The sequence below is a fragment of the Streptomyces sp. GQ60 genome (assembly GCF_059758875.1).
In genome coordinates, this window is record NZ_JCAXEG010000004.1 from 558,083 (window position 1) to 576,881 (window position 18,799).

The 18,799-nt window shown below is 72.8% G+C and carries 18 protein-coding genes; 6 read left to right on the forward strand and 12 right to left on the reverse strand.

Features of this window, described 5'->3' with window-relative positions:
• Positions 1–27: 27 nt before the first annotated feature.
• Together AC6CKD_RS13965 and AC6CKD_RS13970 are read right to left on the reverse strand one after the other, a co-directional pair.
• Positions 28–753 carry a carbon-nitrogen hydrolase family protein gene (locus tag AC6CKD_RS13965; RefSeq protein ID WP_498327507.1) on the reverse strand — a complete coding sequence of 242 codons (726 nt, stop codon included), beginning with the start codon at positions 751–753 and terminating at the stop codon, positions 28–30.
• 37 nt (positions 754–790) lie between these two features.
• On the reverse strand, positions 791–1,366 hold the full coding sequence (locus tag AC6CKD_RS13970; protein WP_498327508.1) for a TetR/AcrR family transcriptional regulator: 576 nt from the start codon (positions 1,364–1,366) through the stop codon (positions 791–793).
• Between the two features lie 166 nt (positions 1,367–1,532).
• On the opposite strand from AC6CKD_RS13970, the gene AC6CKD_RS13975 reads away from it, so the two are divergent.
• Positions 1,533–4,007, forward strand: coding sequence for a beta-glucosidase family protein (locus AC6CKD_RS13975; RefSeq protein ID WP_498327509.1), 2,475 nt, complete (start codon positions 1,533–1,535; stop codon positions 4,005–4,007).
• 102 nt (positions 4,008–4,109) lie between these two features.
• On the opposite strand, the gene AC6CKD_RS13980 is transcribed toward AC6CKD_RS13975, so the two are convergent.
• Positions 4,110–5,021, reverse strand: a complete 912-nt coding sequence (locus AC6CKD_RS13980) for an SGNH/GDSL hydrolase family protein (protein ID WP_498327510.1) — start codon at positions 5,019–5,021, stop codon at positions 4,110–4,112.
• A gap of 251 nt (positions 5,022–5,272) precedes the next feature.
• Between AC6CKD_RS13980 and AC6CKD_RS13985 the strand changes: the two genes are divergently transcribed.
• Positions 5,273–5,767 carry a DUF3145 domain-containing protein gene (locus AC6CKD_RS13985; RefSeq protein WP_243329390.1) on the forward strand — a complete coding sequence of 165 codons (495 nt, stop codon included), beginning with the start codon at positions 5,273–5,275 and terminating at the stop codon, positions 5,765–5,767.
• Positions 5,768–5,825: 58 nt separating this feature from the next.
• On the opposite strand, the gene fabF is transcribed toward AC6CKD_RS13985, so the two are convergent.
• The 5 genes from fabF to AC6CKD_RS14010 form a co-directional block, all read right to left on the reverse strand.
• Positions 5,826–7,091 (reverse strand): beta-ketoacyl-ACP synthase II, encoded by a 1,266-nt coding sequence (fabF, locus tag AC6CKD_RS13990; RefSeq protein ID WP_498327511.1) that lies wholly within the window; start codon positions 7,089–7,091, stop codon positions 5,826–5,828.
• 76 nt (positions 7,092–7,167) lie between these two features.
• On the reverse strand, positions 7,168–7,416 hold the full coding sequence (locus AC6CKD_RS13995) for an acyl carrier protein (RefSeq protein ID WP_243329395.1): 249 nt from the start codon (positions 7,414–7,416) through the stop codon (positions 7,168–7,170).
• A 62-nt stretch (positions 7,417–7,478) separates the two neighbouring features.
• Positions 7,479–8,483: a ketoacyl-ACP synthase III gene (locus AC6CKD_RS14000; protein WP_498327512.1), complete on the reverse strand. Its 1,005-nt coding sequence runs from the start codon at positions 8,481–8,483 to the stop codon at positions 7,479–7,481.
• A gap of 19 nt (positions 8,484–8,502) precedes the next feature.
• Complete coding sequence (locus tag AC6CKD_RS14005; protein ID WP_498327514.1) at positions 8,503–9,435, reverse strand: ACP S-malonyltransferase; 933 nt, start codon at positions 9,433–9,435, stop codon at positions 8,503–8,505.
• Positions 9,436–9,524: 89 nt separating this feature from the next.
• A complete protein-coding gene (locus AC6CKD_RS14010; protein ID WP_399384078.1) occupies positions 9,525–10,742 on the reverse strand; it encodes a PucR family transcriptional regulator in 1,218 nt (405 codons plus the stop codon).
• A gap of 78 nt (positions 10,743–10,820) precedes the next feature.
• Between AC6CKD_RS14010 and AC6CKD_RS14015 the strand changes: the two genes are divergently transcribed.
• Positions 10,821–11,492, forward strand: coding sequence for a pirin family protein (locus tag AC6CKD_RS14015; protein ID WP_498327515.1), 672 nt, complete (start codon positions 10,821–10,823; stop codon positions 11,490–11,492).
• A gap of 30 nt (positions 11,493–11,522) precedes the next feature.
• Here the strand turns inward: AC6CKD_RS14015 and AC6CKD_RS14020 are convergent, their stop codons facing one another.
• Positions 11,523–12,341, reverse strand: a complete 819-nt coding sequence (locus AC6CKD_RS14020) for a serine hydrolase domain-containing protein (RefSeq protein WP_498327586.1) — start codon at positions 12,339–12,341, stop codon at positions 11,523–11,525.
• A gap of 60 nt (positions 12,342–12,401) precedes the next feature.
• On the opposite strand from AC6CKD_RS14020, the gene AC6CKD_RS14025 reads away from it, so the two are divergent.
• Both AC6CKD_RS14025 and AC6CKD_RS14030 read left to right on the forward strand, forming a co-directional pair.
• Positions 12,402–12,818, forward strand: a complete 417-nt coding sequence (locus AC6CKD_RS14025; RefSeq protein ID WP_498327516.1) for a MerR family transcriptional regulator — start codon at positions 12,402–12,404, stop codon at positions 12,816–12,818.
• Complete coding sequence (locus AC6CKD_RS14030) at positions 12,815–13,837, forward strand: aldo/keto reductase (protein WP_498327518.1); 1,023 nt, start codon at positions 12,815–12,817, stop codon at positions 13,835–13,837. Before AC6CKD_RS14025 ends, AC6CKD_RS14030 begins: the two co-directional genes overlap by 4 nt.
• A 37-nt stretch (positions 13,838–13,874) precedes the next feature.
• On the opposite strand, the gene AC6CKD_RS14035 is transcribed toward AC6CKD_RS14030, so the two are convergent.
• The 3 genes from AC6CKD_RS14035 to AC6CKD_RS14045 all read right to left on the reverse strand — a co-directional run bounded on the left by AC6CKD_RS14035 (position 13,875) and on the right by AC6CKD_RS14045 (position 16,863).
• Positions 13,875–14,714, reverse strand: a complete 840-nt coding sequence (locus AC6CKD_RS14035) for a DUF4429 domain-containing protein (protein ID WP_498327519.1) — start codon at positions 14,712–14,714, stop codon at positions 13,875–13,877.
• 74 nt (positions 14,715–14,788) lie between these two features.
• Positions 14,789–15,928, reverse strand: a complete 1,140-nt coding sequence (locus AC6CKD_RS14040; protein ID WP_498327587.1) for an alpha/beta hydrolase — start codon at positions 15,926–15,928, stop codon at positions 14,789–14,791.
• Positions 15,929–16,203: 275 nt separating this feature from the next.
• The gene (locus tag AC6CKD_RS14045) at positions 16,204–16,863 is read right to left on the reverse strand and encodes a TetR/AcrR family transcriptional regulator (RefSeq protein WP_498327588.1); all 660 of its coding nucleotides are present in this window, start codon (positions 16,861–16,863) and stop codon (positions 16,204–16,206) included.
• A gap of 91 nt (positions 16,864–16,954) precedes the next feature.
• On the opposite strand from AC6CKD_RS14045, the gene AC6CKD_RS14050 reads away from it, so the two are divergent.
• Positions 16,955–18,571 (forward strand): MFS transporter, encoded by a 1,617-nt coding sequence (locus tag AC6CKD_RS14050; RefSeq protein WP_498327520.1) that lies wholly within the window; start codon positions 16,955–16,957, stop codon positions 18,569–18,571.
• Positions 18,572–18,799 lie beyond the last annotated feature (228 nt).

Below are 18,799 nucleotides of genomic sequence, written 5' to 3' on the forward strand. Positions count from 1 at the left end.
CCGGCGGGCGCGTCCTCCGACGCTCCGTCAGGCCGGGGCCCGCGCCGGTACCTCCGCCACGGCGACCGACGGCGTGTGTGCGTCCGCCTCGGCCAGCAGGGTCCCGCCCGGCGCCCATACGGCCGCGCCCCCGCAGCCCGTCCACGGCCCGGCGGGTCCGACGTGGTTGGCGAGGGCCACGTACATCCCGAAGTCCCGGGCGATGCCCGGATGGACCGCCGCCCGCTCGGCGATGCCGTCGCCCGTGCCGTAGAGCGAGCTCGCCAGGTGGACCCGGCAGCCGGCCGCGGCGCCCGCGCCGGGCACGTCCGCGAAGTGGTTGTCGAAGCAGATCCCCAGGGAGAAGCGGATCCCGCCGAGCTCGAAGCGGCCCGGGGCCGTCCCCGCGGCGAAGACCTCCCGCTCCTGCTGGAAGAGGTGCCGCTTGGCGTACGTGGTCACGTGCGCGCCGTCCGCGTCGTGGACCAGGGTCGCGATGACGGGCCGGGGGCCGTCCACGCGCAGTGCGACGTTGACGGCGGTGGCGATCCCGGTGGAGCGGACGGGGTCCAGCCGCGGGTCCTCGGCGTCGGCCAGCCACAGACCGGGGTCGGCGGCGAGCGCGGCCAGCTCGTAGCCGGTCAGGGTGAACTCGGGGAACACCACCAGCCCGGCGCCCTCCTCCCGGGCCCGCACGGCGAGTCCGGCCGCCCGTACGGCGTTGGCGGACACGTCGGCGGGGGCGCAGCTCAACTGCGCGGCAGCGATCTTCACCCGGCCCAGCATGCCAGCCCGGCCGTCAGCCCCGCGGTCAGCCGCGGGGCCCCTGGACCAGGTCCAGGAAGGCGCGGAAGATGCCGGGCATGTCCACGGCTTCCGGGGCCAGCAGCCACTGGTACTGGAGCCCGTCCATCACGGCGGCCAGCAGCGGGGCCGCCTGCTCGGGGGTGAGGCCCGAGGGGAGCCGCTCCCCGAACTCCGCGCGCAGGACCGCCGCCATCGCGGAGCGCACCTGCGCGTACCGCTCGGCGAAGAACTCCCGCGCCGGATGGCCGTCGGTGACGCTCTCGCCGAGAAGTGCCGAGAAGGTCTGCACGATGCCGGGTCGCATGGCGTTGTACTCCACCAGCGAGGCCAGCAGGTCCGGGCGCCAGGCGTCGGCCAGCGCGCGGGTGCCGCCGCCGGTGTCCCAGCGGTCGCGCTCCTCCAGGACCGCGACCAGGAGCGCCTCCTTGGTCGGGAAGTAGTGCAGCAGTCCCTGCTGCGTCAGGCCCACGCGCTCGGCGACCGTGGCCAGGGCCGCGCCCCGGTAGCCGCGCTCGGCGATCACCTCGACGGCCGCGCGGACGATCTCCCCGCGCCGTTCCTCACTTCTGGCCCTGACCATCGCCCCGCCACCCCTTCCGTTCCACACCTGCCAGCAGGACCGTACGGCATCCATAGATTACGAACAGATTACGAACCCTACCGATCTACAGGTATTGGGTCCACCATGGCGTCACCGCACCGCACCGCACCGCACCGCACCGCGCACCCGCACTCAACGAGGAGGCATGGCCGTGACCGATGCCGATCAGGTCCGCAACGACGCCGTGGAAACGGCCCTGGGCAAGCTGGACCTCGACACCAAGGCCCGGCTCCTGGCCGGCCAGGACATGTGGTCCCTGCCCGCCGTCCCCGAGATCGGGCTGAAGTCCCTGGTCATGTCCGACGGCCCCATCGGCGTGCGCGGCGTGCGCTGGACCGCCGACGACCCGTCGATCGCCCTGCCCTCCCCGACCGCGCTCGCCGCCGCGTGGGACCCCGCACTCGCCCGCCGGGCCGGCCGCCTCCTCGCCCAGGAGGCCCGCCGCAAGGGCGTCCACGTGCTCCTCGCGCCCACCGTCAACCTGCACCGCTCCCCGCTCGGCGGCCGGCACTTCGAGGGCTACTCCGAGGACCCGTTCCTGACCGGCGCCATCGGCAGCGGCTACGTGAACGGCGTCCAGGACGGCGGCGTCGGCACCACCGTCAAGCACTTCGTCGGCAACGACGCCGAGACCGAGCGGTTCACCGTCGACAGCGTCATCGCCCCGCGCCCGCTGCGCGAGCTGTACCTGGCCCCCTTCGAGGCCATCGTCGCCAACGCCCACCCGTGGGGCATCATGACCGCCTACAACCGGGTCAACGGCACGACCATGACCGAGCACCGGTACCTCGTCAACGAGGTCCTGCGCGGCGAATGGGGCTTCGACGGCTACAACGTCTCCGACTGGATGGCCGCCCGCTCCACCACCGGCGACATCCTCGGCGGCATGGACGTGGCCATGCCCGGTCCCGTCACCGTCTACGGAGCTCCGCTCGCCGAGGCCGTCCGCGCCGGCGACGTCCCCGAGTCCGCCGTCGACGACGCCGTCCGCAACGTCCTGCGCCTCGCCGCCCGCGTCGGCATCCTGGAGGGCGCCCCCGCCGCGGTCCGCGAGGTCCCGGCCCCCGTCGACGGCCAGGCGCTGGCCCGCGAGCTGGCTGCCCGCGGCTTCGTCCTCGTACGCAACGAGGCCGTCGCCGGCGGGGCTGCGAACGGCGAGGAGCGCGTGCTCCCGCTCGACACCGCCCCCGGCCGCACCGTCGCCCTCAGCGGCGCCGCCGCCCGTGACGCCCGCGTCCTCGGCGGCGGCAGCGCCACCGTCTTCCCGGAGCGGATCGTCTCCCCGCTGGACGGACTCACCGAGGCACTGCCCGACGGGGCGCTGACCTTCACCGTCGGCGCCGACCCCAGTGACGAACTGACCCCCGCGGACAAGGGCTTCGAGCTCCGCGCGGTCTGCCGGGACGCCTCCGGCGCGGTCCTCGGCACCGGCTCGCTGCCCACCGGCCAGGTCCAGTGGATCGGCGACGACCTGCCCGAAGGCGTCACGTACGAGACGATGGCGAGCATCGAGGTCACCGGTACGTTCGTGCCGCGCGAAAGCGGCGAGCACGCCTTCGGCACCCGCGGACTCGGCGCCTTCACCCTCGCCGTCGGCGGTGAGGCCCGCTGGGACGGGGTCCAGCCGATGGGTGACGAGGCCGACCCCTTCGAGGCGTTCTTCGGCGCTCCCCAGGTGCGGACCCGCCTCACGCTCACCGAGGGCGAAGCCGTCGAGGTCTCGCTGACCTACCAGGTGCCCGACATGACGACCCTGCCGCTCAAGGCGATCATGTTCTCCTTCCTCCACCTCGGCCCGCAGCGCTCCGCCGACGAGCTCATCGCCGAAGCCGTGGAGGCCGCGCGCTCCGCCGACACCGCCGTCGTGGTCGTCGCCACCACCGAGCGGGTGGAGTCCGAGGGCTTCGACCGCAAGGACCTCACCCTCCCGGGCCGCCAGAACGACCTGGTGCGCGCCGTCGCCGCCGTCAACCCGAACACCGTGGTCGTCGTCAACGCGGGCTCCCCGGTGGAACTCCCGTGGCGCGACGAGGTCGCCGCCGTCCTGCTGACCTGGTTCCCCGGGCAGGAGGGCGGGGCCGCACTGGCCGACGTGCTCCTCGGCGAGGCCGAGCCGGGCGGGCGGCTGCCCACCACCTGGCCCGCCGAGTTCGCCGACGCGCCCGTCACCGAAGTCACCCCCACCGAGGGGCGCCTGGAGTACACCGAAGGGCTCTTCATCGGCTACCGGGCCTACGAGAAGCACGGGATCGCCCCGGCCTTCCCCTTCGGGCACGGCCTCGGCTACACGGACTGGGCCTACGAGTCGCTGGAGGTCACCCCCGCGCAGGCCAAGGTCCGCGTCACCAACACCGGCACCCGGCCGGGCCGCGAGACCGTACAGGTCTACCTGGCGCCCGTCGCGGACAGCGTCGAGCGCCCGGCGAGCTGGCTGGCGGGCTTCGCGAGCGTGACCGCCGGCCCCGGCGAGAGCGTCGACGTGGAGATCCCCCTGCCGGAGCGCGCCTTCGAGATCTGGGACCAGCCCTCCCGCTCCTGGCAGCGGATCGGCGGCGCCTACGAGGTCCGCGCGAGCCGCTCGCACGGCGACACGCGACTGACGGCGGCACTCGACCTGTAATGGCCGGAAATCACCCGTACTGATCGCACGTCGTGGTGGTTCGAACAAGCTGGACCGGGGGCGGGCCCTGACACCCGCCCCCGGTCCGATCCATCTCCCGCGTCAACGCGGAGGCTCGGCGGAGGTCACCTGTCGGTGCGCCAGTTCCGCGAGCCGCGCCTGCCCGTCCTTGCCCGGATGGAACCAGTCCCAGCGGCTCAACTGCTCCGCCGAGAAGGGGTACTGGAACACCGCTCCGCCGTCGTAGCGGCACAGCTGGTCCTTCGCGCAGACCTCGCGCAGCGCCTCGTTGTACTCGACCACGCGCGCCCGCACCTGCTCCCGCCGGGCCGTCGCACCGGCGGCCGCCGACATCGGATCGGCGAGCATCGACTGACAGATGCCCAGCTTCCACACCTGGCGCACCATCGGGTCGTCCTTGCCCTGCTGCCACAGCCGCTGGAGGTCCGGGACGCTGGAGACGTACACCTGCGAGGCCGGCGAGGCCGCCCGCAGGCCGGCCAGCGCCTTCTCGAAGTCGGAGCGGAAGGCGGCCACCGGGGTCATCGACGAAGCCGAGGGCCGGCAGGCGTCGTTCGAGCCCACCATGACCGTGACCAGGCCCGGCTTGTGCGCGGCCGCCGACGCGAGCTGCGCCGGCAGGTCCGCCATCCGGGAGCCGGTCACCGCGTAGTTCCAGCTGCGCGCGGGCGCCTCGGCCTCGCCGAGCAGCCGGGCGGCCAGCGAACGCACCTCCGGGTCGTCACCCGTGGCCCAGGAGGCCTCCGGACAGTCGGCCAGCACCGAACAGGCGTCGAAACCGGCCGTGATGGAGTCGCCCACGGCGGCGACCGAGGCCGGCGCGGTGTTCCACCGCGGGGCCGCCTGCGCCCCGAGCTCGCCCCCGGTCTTCGCCGCGTCCGCCGAACACCCGGTCAGCGCACCCGCCGCCACGAGGAGCAGGGCCGCCGCCGCGCCCGCACCCGCGCCCGCGGAAGTCCGACGCGCGCGGCGGCGTGGGGCGGTGGTGCGCATGCGGAAGGTCCCTCCTCGTCGTCCCCGCGTCATTCGGGGGCGTCCTGCTGAGTGAATGCTCTGTGTTTTACGGGCCTCGGAGCGACCGTACGTCACACCATGACCCCCGGCGCACGGTAGCTTTTTCCCGTGGCGTTTCGGCCGCAAGTCCCGCAACGCAATGTCAAATAATTTCCGTTACATTACATCACGTCACATACTGTCCGTTTTCTGGAGTTTATTCCCGACCTCGTCCCACACTGGAGGTCCCGGTGACGACACGTGGAGTCCTGTACGTGCACTCCGCACCGCGCGCGCTCTGCCCGCACGTGGAATGGGCTGTTGCGGGGGTGCTCGGGGTGCGGGTGAACCTCGACTGGATCCGTCAGCCCGCCTCCCCGGGCACCTGGAGAGCCGAGTTCTCCTGGCAGGCCGAGGCGGGCACCGCCTCGAAACTCGCCTCCGCGCTGCGCGGCTGGCACCTGCTCCGCTTCGAAGTGACCGCGGAACCCTGTCCGACCGCCGAGGGCGAGCGCTACAGCTCCACCCCGCACCTGGGCATCTTCCACGCCGTCACCGGCATGCACGGCGACATCCTGATCCCCGAGGACCGGCTGCGCGCCGCCCTCGCCCGGTCCGCGCACGGCGAGACGGACCTGGAGGCGGAGATCGCCAAACTGCTCGGCAAACCCTGGGACGACGAGCTCGAACCCTTCCGCTACGCGGGCGAGGGCGCCCCGGTCCGCTGGCTCCACCAAGTGGTCTGAGCACACGCAGAAGGCCCCGTCCGGCAGATGCCGGGCGGGGCCCTTCGTGCGTGGGAACTCAGACGCTTCGGAAGGCGAGGGTCACGTTGTGGCCGCCGAATCCGAAGGAGTTGTTGATCGCCGAGATCGGCCCCTCCGCCGGGAGCTTGCGGGGCTCGCCGCGCACGATGTCCGCGTCGATGTCGTCGTCGATGTCGTCGAGGTTGATCGTCGGCGGGGCGAGGCGGTGGTACAGCGCCAGCACCGTGGCCACGGTCTCGATGCCGCCGGCGCCGCCGAGGAGGTGACCGGTCATCGACTTCGTCGCCGAGATCGCGATGTGGTCGAGGTCGTCGCCCAGCACCTTGCGCAGGGCCTTCAGCTCGGCCGTGTCACCCTGCGGGGTGGACGTGGCGTGCGCGTTCAGGTGGACCAGCTCGGCCGGGTCGAGACCCGTGTTGTCGAGCAGGTTCTGCACGGCCGCCGCGACACCGCGGCCGGTCGGCTCCGGCTGCGCGATGTGGTGGCTGTCCGCGGACAGGCCCTGGCCCAGCACCTCGCAGTAGACCCGGGCGCCGCGCGCGGCGGCGTGCTCGGCGGACTCCAGGACCACGACGCCCGCGCCCTCGCCGAGGACGAAGCCGTCGCGGGCCTTGTCGTACGGACGGGAGGCCGTGGTGGGGTTCTCGTTGTTCTTGGACATCGCCATCATGTTGGCGAACGCCGCGATCGGCAGCGGGTGGATCGCCGCCTCGGTGCCGCCCGCCACGACCACGTCGGCACGGCCGGTGCGGATCATCTCGACGGCGTAGCCGATGGCCTCGGCGCCGGAGGCGCAGGCGCTGACCGGAGTGTGCACGCCCGCGCGGGCGTTGACCTCCAGGCCGACGTTGGCCGACGGGCCGTTGGGCATGAGCATGGGGACGGTGTGCGGGGAGACCCGGCGCACGCCCTTTTCCTTCAGTACGTCGTACTGGTCGAGCAGGGTGGTCACGCCGCCGATGCCGGAGGCGATGACGGTGCCCAGGCGCTCGGGCGCGATCGCCGCGTCCTCGCCGGCCGGGGCGGTGTAACCGGCGTCGGCCCACGCCTCGCGGGCCGCGATGATCGCGAACTGGGCCGAGCGGTCCAGCTTGCGGGCCAGCGGCCGGGGAAGGACCTCGCTCGGGTCCACGGCGGCGGTGGCGGCGATCCGGACCGGGAGTTCGGCGAAGCGCTCACCTTCGAGAGGTTTTACGCCGGAACGGCCGGCAAGCAGACCTTCCCAGGTCGAAGCGCTGTCGCCACCCAGCGGAGTGGTTGCGCCGATACCGGTGACGACCACGGTGCGATTGGTCGGGCTCACAGGAATTCTTTCTCCACGTTTCAGGGGGTGAATTGTCACGGCGCCACCGCGGGGTGGCGACAAACGCTCGTCAGGCTCAGGCCTGGTGCTTGAGGATGTAGCTCGCGGCGTCGCCGACGGTCTTGAGACCCTTGACGTCCTCGTCCGGGATCTTCACCTCGAAGCGCTCTTCGGCGGCGACGACGACCTCGACCATGGACAGCGAGTCGACGTCCAGGTCGTCGGTGAAGGACTTCTCGAGCTGGACGTCCTCGGTCGGGATGCCGGCGATCTCGTTGACGATCTCGGCGAGACCTTCGACGATTTCTTCCTGGGTGAAGGCCATGTTGGCGCTCCTTCTATAGCTAGCTGGGGGTCAAACGGAGTCCGGGATGTGGATCCCGGGCCCTAGGGGAGGGTAACGACCGTTGCGGCGTAGACGAGCCCCGCCCCGAAGCCGATGACGAGCGCGGTGTCGCCGCTCTTCGCCGCACCGGTCGCCAGGAGCCGCTCCATTGCGAGCGGGATCGAGGCGGCCGAGGTGTTGCCGGTGGTTTCGATGTCACGGGCGACCGTGACGTGTTCCGGCAGCTTCAGAGTCTTCACCATCGAGTCGATGATCCGCATGTTCGCCTGGTGCGGAATGAAGACGTCCAGGTCATCAGCGGTGATCCCGGCTGCGTCGAGCGCCTGCTGGGCCACCTTCGCCATCTCGAAGACGGCCCAGCGGAAGACCGCCTGGCCCTCCTGCGTGATGGCGGGAAACTTTTCGCCGCCGTCCCTGCCGAGGTACTCGTCCCACGGCACGGTCTGCTTGATGGTCTCCGACTTGTCGCCCTCCGAACCCCACACGGTGGGGCCGATGGCCGGCTCGTCCGAGGGGCCGACGATCACGGCGCCCGCGCCGTCACCGAAGAGGAAGGCCGTCGCGCGGTCCTCCAGGTCGGTCAGGTCCGAGAGCCGCTCCACGCCGATGACCAGCACGTACTCGGCCGAGCCCTCGACGACCAGCCCCTTGGCCAGGGTCAGGCCGTAGCCGAAGCCGGCGCAGCCCGCGGAGATGTCGAAGGCGGCGGGCTTGCCCGCGCCGATGCGGTGCGCGATCTCGGTCGCCACGGCCGGGGTCTGCTTGAAGTGCGACACCGTCGAGACGATCACGGCGCCGATCTTCTCCGGAGCGATCCCGGCGGCGGCCAGGGCCTTGCCCGAGGCCTCCACCGACATCGCGGCGACGGTCTCCTGCGGGGAGGCCCAGTGCCGCGTCGCGATACCGGAACGGGAGCGGATCCACTCGTCGGAGGAGTCGATGGTTTCGAGGATGACCTCGTTCGGCACCACACGGATCGGACGGTAGCCGCCGACACCGAGGATGCGGGCGTACGGGGAGCCCTTGGCAGGCTTGATCTTCGACATGCTGAGTGGGCTCCTTCTCTCAGACCGCGTGCTCGGAGACGAGCGCCACGGCCTTGTCGAGATCGTCCGGGGTCTTCAGGGCCACGCTCGGTACGCCCTTCAGCGCGCGCTTGGCCAGACCCGTCAGGGTGCCACCGGGGGACAGCTCTACGATCCCGGTGACGCCCAGCGCGGCGAACGTCTCCATGCACAGGTCCCAGCGGACCGGGTTGGCCACCTGGCCCACCAGCCGGGCGACGACATCGGCGCCCGTGGTCACGACCTGACCATCCTTGTTCGATACGTACGTCAGCGACGGGTCGGCCGGGGAGAGGGCCGCCGCGGCCTTCTCCAGACCGGCGACCGCCGGAGCCATGTGGTGCGTGTGGAAGGCGCCCGCGACCTTGAGGGCGACGACCTTCATGGAGCCCTCGGGCTTCTCGGCCTCCAGGGCCGCGATCTGCTCCATGGTCCCCGCGGCCACGATCTGGCCCGCGCCGTTCACGTTCGCCGGGGTCAGGCCCAGCTTCTCCAGGTGGGCGACGACCACGTCCGGGTCCCCGCCGAGGACGGCGGCCATGCCCGTCGGGGTGATGCCCGCGGCCTCCGCCATGGCGAGCCCGCGGGTGCGTACGAAGGACAGCGCGTCCGTGTCGGACAGGACTCCGGCGTACGCGGCGGCGGTGATCTCGCCGACGCTGTGGCCCGCCACGGCGCCGAAGGCGGTGGGGCCGACCGCGGGGAGGGCGGTCAGCTCGGCCGCGGCGAGCAGGCCGGCGGCCACCAGCAGGGGCTGTGCGACGGCCGTGTCGCGGATCTCGTCCGCGTCGGCCTTCGTGCCGTAGTGGGCAAGGTCGAGCCCGATGGCATCCGACCAGCCGGCGACGCGGTCAGCGGCGCCGGGCAGTTCGAGCCAGGGAGTCAGGAAGCCGGGCGTCTGTGCGCCTTGGCCGGGAGCGACGAGTACGAGCACCCTCACACTCTCTCTTGTGTTCGGTCCGCGCCGCCCGTGGGGACAGGGACGAAGAACCATCGGGGTAATTGTTGATGTCCGACAAAAGCTTAGGACTGAGGATCGCCGTCGGCCAGACGCCCGAGGATCAGGGCGATCCGCAGCGTGAACGCAGAACGGACATCGGAGGGCGACCAGCCGGTGACGTCTGTCACACGTCGGAGCCGGTAGCGCACGGTGTTGGGGTGCACGAACAGCATCCGGGCCGCCCCTTCGAGGCTGCTCGCCTGCTCCAAGTAGACACTCAGCGTTTCCAGGAGGGCCGATCCGGCCTCTTCGAGCGGTCTGTAGATCTCCTCCACCAACTGCTCGCGGGCCGCAGGGTCGGAGGCGATCGCGCGTTCGGGCAGGAGATCATCCGCGAGGACCGGCCTCGGAGCGTCCTGCCAGGCCGTACAGGCCTTGAGTCCGGCCGCGGCGGCCTGAGCCGATTTCGTGGCGTTCAGCAGGTCCGGGACCACCGGTCCGGCGACCACCGCACCCGCCGCGAACGGCCCGATCAGCGACTTCGCCACCTGCATCGGATTGTCGCTGCCACCCGCGATGACCACGAGCCGGTCGCCCAGCACACCCGTGAGCACCTGCAGCTTGTGGTGGCGGGCGGCCCGCCGGATCGCCTCGACCGTCAGCTCGCTGTCGCCCTCCGGAGCCGTGCCCAGCACCACGCACACGTGCTCGGGGGAGTTCCAGCCGAGGGCCGCGGCCCGGGACAGCGCACCCTCGTCGGCCTCCCCGGACAGCACCGCGTTGACCACCAGGGACTCCAGCCGGGCGTCCCAGGCACCGCGCGCCTCGGCGGCCTGGGCGTACACCTGGGCGGTCGCGAAGGCGATCTCCCGGGCGTACACGAGCAGGGCCTCGCGCAGGATCGACTCGTCGCCGGGCGCCGCGACCTCGTCGATCGCGGTCTCCATGACCTCGATCGTGGTGCGCACCATCTCGACGGTCTGACGCAGGGTGATCGCCCGGGTCAGCTCGCGCGGAGCCGTCCCGAAGACGTCGGTGGAGATCGCCTGCGGGGTCTCCGGATGCCGGAACCACTCGGTGAACGCGGCGATACCGGCCTGGGCGACCAGGCCGATCCAGGACCGGTTCTCCGGCGGCATCGCCCGGTACCACGACAGCGTCTCGTCCATGCGCGCGATGGCGTTGGCAGCGAGCCGGCCGGAGGACTTCTCCAGCCGTCGCAGCGTCGCCGAGTGCGGATGGGGCGGAGCCGGATGCGCGGGGTGGACCGCGGGTGAATGCTCACGTTCGGGTTGGGGCACGTGACAAGACTGCCTTATCGGGACGGCTGCGCGGAGTCCGGTCTCGTCCCGGGCCGCGCCCGGACTACGGTGGCCCTCATGATTGATGTACGCCGAGGCTCCGACCGGTACGAGGGCGGGGAACCCCGCTCCGGGATCACCACCCGGCACGCCTTCTCCTTCGGCCCGCACTACGACCCCGAGAACCTGCGGTTCGGCCCGGTCCTGGCGTGCAACGAGGAGAGCCTCGCCCCCGGCGCGGGCTTCGACGAACACCCCCACAGCCACGCCGAGATCGTGACCTGGGTGGTCGAGGGCCAGCTCACCCACCGGGACGCCACGGGCGCCGACACCGTCGTGCGGCCCGGTGACGTACAGCACCTCGGCGCGGCGTCCGGCACCCGGCACGTGGAACGCAACGACGGCCCCGGGCCGCTGCGCTTCGTCCAGATCTGGCTGGCCCCGGCCGATCCGGCCGGGGAGCCCTCGTACACGCTGGTCAGGGGGATCGCCGACAGCACGCCCTACGCCGTGCCCGCGACCGGGGCCGTCCTGCACGTACGGCGTCCGGGCGCGGGCGAGCGGGTCGCCGTACCGGCCGCCGGGCGGGTGTACCTGCACGTCGTACGGGGAGACCTGCGGCTGGACGGAGGGGCCGCCCGGGGAGGCGACGAGCTCAGCCCCGGCGACTCGGCGCGGATCGCCGGCGAGCCGGACCTGGAGCTGGTCGCCGGATCCCCGGCCGAGGTACTGGTCTGGGAGTTTTCGTAGGCGGGGCACCGCAGGGGGTGGCCGCAGGGCTCAGCGGGTCCTGAGCTCCGCGAGCACCGCGTCGGTGAACGGGGGCCAGGCCTCCAGGGCCCACGGCCCGAAGGCGCGGTCCGTCAGCGCCACGCAGGCCGCGCGGGCGTCCGGGTCCACCCACAGGAAGGTCCCGGACTGCCCGAAGTGCCCGAAGGTGCGCGGCGAGGAACCGGCGCCCGTCCAGTGCGGGGCCTTCCCGTCGCGGATCTCCATGCCGAGCCCCCAGTCGTTGGGGGACTGGTGGCCGTAGCCGGGCAGGACGCCCTTGAGGCCGGGGTGGACCACGGAGGTGGCCTCGGCGACGGTACGGACGTCCAGCAGCCGGGGCTGCTGGAGTTCGGCGGCGAAGCGCAGGAGGTCGGAGACGGTGGAGACGCCGTCCTTGGCGGGCGAGCCCTCCAGGCTGCTCGACGCCATGCCCAGCGGCTCGAAGACGGCCTCCGCCAGGTACGCGGCGAAGGGGATGCCGGTGGCCTTCGCGATGTGGTCGCCGAGTTCCTCGAAACCGGCGTTCGAGTACAGCCGGCGCTGCCCGGGAGGGGCCGTCACCCGGTGCTCGTCGAAGGCCAGGCCGCTGGTGTGGGCGAGGAGGTGGCGCACGGTGGAGCCCTCGGGCCCGGCCGGCTCGTCCAGCTCGATCGCGCCCTCCTCGTAGGCCACGAGGGCGGCGTACGCGGCGAGCGGCTTGGTGACGGAGGCCAGCGGGAAGCGGTGGTCCACCGGTCCGTGGGCGGCGAGCACCGTCCCGTCGGCGTCGACGACGGCCGCGGCGGCGGTCGGGACCGGCCAGCTCTCGATGATGCGCAGACTCTGCAAGCTCTCCATGCGGCCGAGGGTACTTGCTTGGAGTGCACTCCAAGGATTTAGCGTGGGGCCATGAGCCCGCCCCAGAGCCCACTGCAGACGCGGACGCGGTACACGATCAGCGAGGTCGAGGCCCGGACCGGTCTGACCCAGCACACCTTGCGCTGGTACGAGCGGATCGGCCTCATGCCGCACGTGGACCGCTCCCACTCGGGCCAGCGGCGCTTCACCGACAAGGACCTCGACTGGCTGGCCTTCGTCGGCAAGTTGCGCACCACGGGAATGTCGGTGGCGGACATGGTCCGGTACGCCGAACTCGTCCGTGAGGGCCCGCACACCGCCGCCGACCGGCGCGCACTGCTGGAGCGGACGCGCGACGAGGTGCGGACGCGGATCACGGAGCTGACGGACGCGCTCGCGGTGCTGGACTACAAGATCGATACGTATGCGATGTGCGCGACCGTCGCGGGAGAGGAAGACCGGACATGACCGGGAACACGGTGGGGATCGAGCAGGTCGAACTGGGCCGGGGCGGCCCGCTGGTGGGCGTCCAGGGCCTCGGCTGCATGGGCATGAGCGAGTTCTACGGCGACACGGACGAGGCGGCCGCCCGGCGCACCCTGGACGCGGCGCTGGCCGCCGGGGTCACCCTCTTCGACACCGCCGACGTCTACGGGCGGGGTGCCAACGAGGAGTTCCTCGCGCCGTTCGCGGCCGCGCACCGCGACCGGATCACCCTCGCCACGAAGTTCGCCATCGAGCGCACGGACGACCCGGTGTACCGGGGGGTCCGCAACGACCGCGCGTACGTCCGCGGCGCGGTGGAGGGCAGCCTGCGCAGGCTGGGCACCGACGTGATCGACCTCTACTACATGCACCGGCGCGATCCGGCCGTGCCGCTCGCCGAATCGGTGGGCGCGATGGCGGAGTTGGTGCGGGAGGGCAAGGTGCGCCACCTCGGGCTCAGCGAGGTGACCGGCGTCGAGCTGCGCGAGGCGCACGCGGTGCACCCGATCGCGGCGCTCCAGTCGGAGTGGTCGCTGTTCAGCCGGGACGTGGAGCGCAGCGCGGTGGGCGCGGCCGCGGAGCTGGGCGTGGCCGTCGTGCCGTACTCCCCGCTCGGGCGCGGCTTCCTGACCGGGGCGTTCGCGGACGCGTCGGCGGAGCTGACGGCCGGCGACTTCCGGCAGTGCCAGCCCCGGTTCACGGGGGACAACGCGAAGGCCAACGGGGCGCTGCTGGCGCCGGTACGGGAGATCGCGGCGGCCCGCGGGGCCACGCCGGCGCAGATCGCGCTGGCCTGGGTGCAGCAGCGGGCGGCGGTGCACGGCCTGACGGTCGTCCCGATCCCGGGCACCCGCAAGCCCTCCCGGCTCACGGAGAACACGGCCGCGACCCGCATCACGCTGACGTCCGCCGAACTGTCCCTCCTGGACCCGATCGCAGCCCGGGTGGCGGGCGACCGCTACGCCGACATGAGCGCCACGTCGGCGGCGCGCGAGGCGTAGTTCCTTTCAGCCGTCCGGCGTTCGAGGACAGCGCCGGTCAGGCCCCCGCTGTGAAGCGGTCGCGCAGGGCCCGGTACTCGGCGTCCGTGAGGAGCCCCGCACTGTGCAGCTCGGCGAGGTGCTGGATCCGCTCCCAGGACCGCGGCCCGGGCACCCCCGCACCGGAGGCGACGACCGACCGCGCCCGCAGCGCCACGAGCACCGCCGCCGCGAACGGCAGCGACTCGTGCACGGCTCCGTACCCCACGCCGAAGACCGCGGAGGCGAGATCGTGGTCCGGCCGGGGATCACCGGGGCCCTCGCGGGGCAGCAGCCGCAGGTGCCCGCCGGGCCGCTCCGGGGAGTGCCAGACCAGCCCGGCCAGGGAGGCCAGCGGATACCGCTGGTCGCCCGCCTTCCACTTGGCGCTGGTGGCCCCGGTCCGCGACCAGCGGAAGGTGACGGCACCGCCGTCGAAGGCGAGCCGGGCGTCGTACGCCTTCAGCGTGGCCGGCGGCTGCGGGGCGGAGACCAGGAACCGCTCGGCCGGCCCGGCCGGACCCAGCCGCCCGCGCAGGGCCTCGGCGAAGGCCGCCGCCCGCCCGGCCCCGGCGCCCGGCAGCACCAGCCGGTAGGGGTCGCAGGCTTCCCGCAACTGCCCGGCCGCGGCCTCCATCAGCGGATCCGCTCCGGCCCGTACGCGGGCGTGCACCACCAGGGTGTCCCGCCGTCCCACGGTCAGGCCCACCCCAGCCAACGCTTCCAGGGGAATCCGGCGTTCCCCCAGGACGTGCCAGAGCCTGGGCGTTCGCAACCCCCGTGCGAAGCGGATGATGAGCGAGTCCGTGGTGCGGTCGAACTCCCAGACGGCATGGTTTCCGGCCAGTGCGTCACCCATGCGGGACATCGTAAAGGGACGCACCCCCGTGCGTCCCCCTGCTGTGAGGTCCGATTTCGGGTCGGCCGGGCGGGTCAGGAACCGTCCGGCCCGGATGTTCCGCGCCGGCAGGTGTCGTCCCCGGCGGCGCACACCGTGGAACCGAACGCACCGGTTCCGATACGGGCGAAGTTGTCCAGGGATTCGGTTCCTGGCTCGAAGTAGCCGGTGTGGCTCTTGGCTCCGGCCGCCGACAGGACCCGTGCCCCGAACTCCTCGGAGACCGGATCCGCGCCGTGGCCCAGGCCCCCGAACTCCAGGTGGGGCACGTCGGCGATCCAGTCACCGGCGTCCCGCATCGCCCACACCCGGGCCGAGGTGCCCAGCTCCGCTGCGCTCTCCGCGCGCATCCCGGGGCTGCCCGCCACCACGATGTCCGTGACCCGGCGCGGCAGTTCGTGCGCGGCCACCCCGCACACCACCGAGCCGTAGCTGTGGCAGAACAGCGCCACGCTCGCCCGCCCGGGCAGCGCGGAGGTCAGCGAGCGCAGCCGGGCCGCGCCGTCCACGGCCAGCCGGCCGGTCACCGCGTCCATGCCGACGCCGGTCGGGGCCGTGTAGCCGGCCCAGGCGATGACCGCGGTCCGGCCGCCCGGGGCGGCCGCCCGCTCGGCCTCGTACAGGGACTCCGCCATTCCGACGGGGGCGGTCAGCCGGCGCTCGGTGCGCTCGAAGGTGAGCGCGTCGGTGTCGACACCCGGGACGATCACCGAGATCCGGCGGGCCTCGCCGAGGTCGCCGAACACCTCGGCGGCGAGGGCGCCGCCGGTGGGGTCGAAGACGAGGATCTGCCGGCCCGGCTCGGCGAGGGACGCGAAGCGGTGGGCGCGGCGGGCGGCGGTGGCGCGGTCCACCGGGGCCAGCGTGATGTCGTGCGCGCGGGTCTCCTCGATCCGCGCGGCCTGCTGCAGGGCCATCCGGTTGGCCCGGTAGCGGACGGTCGGCGGCGCGCCGTCGAGATTGCCGACCACCAGCGGGTGCCCCTCGGTGAGCCGGGCGCGCTGGGCGCCGTCGAGGCTCGCGAAGAAACGTGCCACCACCGGCGCCGGGGCATCGGCGGCGGGCAGGGACTTGCCTTCGAAGCGGGCCCCGGACCAGGAGGCGAGCGCGGCCTCGCGCGGGGACGCGCCGCTCGCGGGCCGGTAGACGGCCGTCCAGCCCGTGGTCGTCAGCATCAGGAAGACCACCGCCAGCGCGAGCAGGGCGCGCAGGGCGGCCGGGCGCGCGGGGGCTGCGGCGGAGTGGGAGTGGGCGGGGCCGGGCAGGTTCACTGCGCCCAGCCTAGGAGACCTCGGCGGCTGCCTGCGCGCCGGGTGACGGGAGTCACCGCCGACCGTGGGACGCCCCGCCGACGGGGTACGCCCGTACGGGACCCGCGTGCGCGGGCGCGCGCCCGTACGGGACCCGCGTGCCCGTACGGGGCCCTGTCCGGCCGGGAGGCGACCGCCGGTCAGGCGGGCCGGCGCCAGTCGGCGGCCAGTGCCGGGCCGATCTGGTCGAGGTAGACCTCGGTCATCCGCCGGATGGTGGCCACGCTGGTGTCCTCGCCCTGCCCCCAGAGCCGGCCGGTGACGCGCATCACGCCCGTGAACGCGGCGACGGCGACCCGCGGGCGCGGGTCGGTGTCCACGTCCAGGCCCTCGCGCTCGGCTATCAGCCGGGCGATCTGCTCCTCCAGCTCGGTGGAGCGGCGCAGGTGCACGGCGAGCAGGGCCGGGGTGGACTCGATCAACCGGTAGCTGCGCATGTACAGGTCGAGCGGGACCAGGTCCGAAATGGCCTCGTCGACGGTGTCCCAGGCGGCGAGCACGGCCGAGCGCATCGCCTCGAAGGGGCCCTCGGCGGGCGGGCGGGAGCGCAGCGCCGCGACGAAGTGGGATTCGACCAGGTCCTGGACGGCGAAGGCGACCTCTTCCTTGTTGGCGAAGTACCGGAAGAAGGTGCGCTGGGAGACGTCGACGGCGTCGGTGATCTCGTCGACTGTCGTCTCCTCGTACCCCTGGGCGATGAAGAGGAGGAGGGCCGCGTGCAGCAGTGCGTCGCGCGTGCGCTGTTTCTTGCGCTCGCGCAGTCCGGCGGCCGGTGCGGGCGCGGGCCGCTGATCGGTCATCACGGCGGCCAGGTTACCTGTGACCGACCTGACAGCGACTGTCTGACGAACCGGCCTGTGAAGTGTCAGTCGCTGTCACTAACCTGTTCGCATGACTAGTCAGACCACCGTCGACGGCGGGGACGCACCCTCGCCGACCAAGGAACCGGGCCCCTCGCCGGTCCGCACGGGCCTCCGCGGCCACCCGTGGCTCACCCTGTTCGCCGTCGCGATCGGCGTCATGATGGTCGCCCTCGACGGCACGATCGTCGCCGTCGCCAACCCGGCCATCCAGAAGGACCTCGGTGCTTCGCTCGCCGACGTCCAGTGGATCACCAACGGCTACCTGCTCGCCCTCGCGGTCTCCCTCATCACCGCGGGCAAGCTGGGCGACCGCTTCGGCCACCGCCAGACCTTCCTCATCGGCATCGCGGGCTTCGCCGTCTCCTCGGCGGCCATCGGCCTCTCCGACGGGGTCGAGCTCGTCATCGGCTTCCGCGTCGCGCAGGGCGTCTTCGGCGCGCTGCTGATGCCCGCCGCACTGGGCCTGCTGCGTGCGACCTTCCCGGCCGAGAAGCTCAACATGGCCATCGGCATCTGGGGCATGGTCATCGGCGCCTCGACCGCCGCCGGGCCGATCGTCGGCGGCCTGCTCGTCGAGAACGTGAGCTGGCAGTCCGTCTTCTTCATCAACGTGCCCGTCGGCATCGTCGCGCTCGCCTTCGGGCTGTTCATCCTTGTCGACCACCGGGCGGAGAACGCCCCGCGCTCCTTCGACGTGCTGGGCATCCTGCTGCTGTCGGCGGGGATGTTCTCGCTGATCTGGGCGCTGATCAAGGCCTCCGAATGGGGCTGGGGCGACACCAAGACGCTGGCCTTCCTCGGCGGGTCCGTGCTGTGCTTCGTGGCCTTCGCGCTCTGGGAGAACTCCGTCGCCGAACCGCTGATCCCGCTCGGGATGTTCCGCTCGCTGCCGCTGTCCGCGGGCACGGTGCTGATGGTCCTGATGGCCTTCGCCTTCATGGGCGGGCTGTTCTTCGTCACCTTCTACCTCCAGAACGTCCACGGCATGAGCCCCGTCGACAGCGGCCTGCACCTGCTGCCGCTGACCGGGATGATGATCGTCGGATCGCCGCTGGCGGGCCTCGCCATCACCAAGGCCGGCCCGCGGCTGCCGCTCGTCGCGGGCATGGCCGCCACCGCCGTCGCCTGCTTCGGGATGGCCCAGCTGACCCCGGGCACCTCCACCCTCACCATGTCGCTCTGGTTCGCCCTGCTGGGCCTCGGGCTCGCGCCCGTCATGGTCGGCGCCACCGAGGTCATCGTCGGCAACGCCCCGCTGGAGCTCTCGGGCGTGGCCGGCGGGCTCCAGCAGGCCGCCATGCAGGTCGGCGGCAGCCTGGGCACCGCCGTGCTCGGCGCGGTCATGGCGAGCAAGGTCGGCAGCGTCTTCGAGGACAACTGGGCCGGGGCCGGGCTGCCGCCGCTCACCCCGGAGCAGGCGGACCTCGCGGAGAAGGGCATCCAGGTCGGCATCTCGCCGATCCCGCCGGACGCTCCCGAGCAGCTCGCGGCGACCATCACGGGGGTCGCGCACGACACGTTCGTGTCAGGGATGAGCACGGCCTTCACCGTCGCGGGCGTGGTCGCGGTACTCGCCGCGGTCGTGGCCGGCTTCACGAAGCGCGGCGAGAACGCGGCGGCGGGGGCGGGCGCGGCCCACATCTAGATACCCCCCAGCCCCGCCCCGGCGGCCCGGCCGTGCACAGTGTCCCGCTGGCTCTGTGCCGCCGGCCGCGCTGCCGTGGCGGTCGAGGAGGCCCCGGAGGCGTCAACTCCGGGGCCGCGGCAGCCCCGCCGGACGGTTCCGGCGGGGCTGTCGCCTATCAGGGTGGACCCGCTCGCGGCCCCTTCCGCCGGGACGTCCGCGCAGGTCAGCGTGGTGTCGACGGAGCCC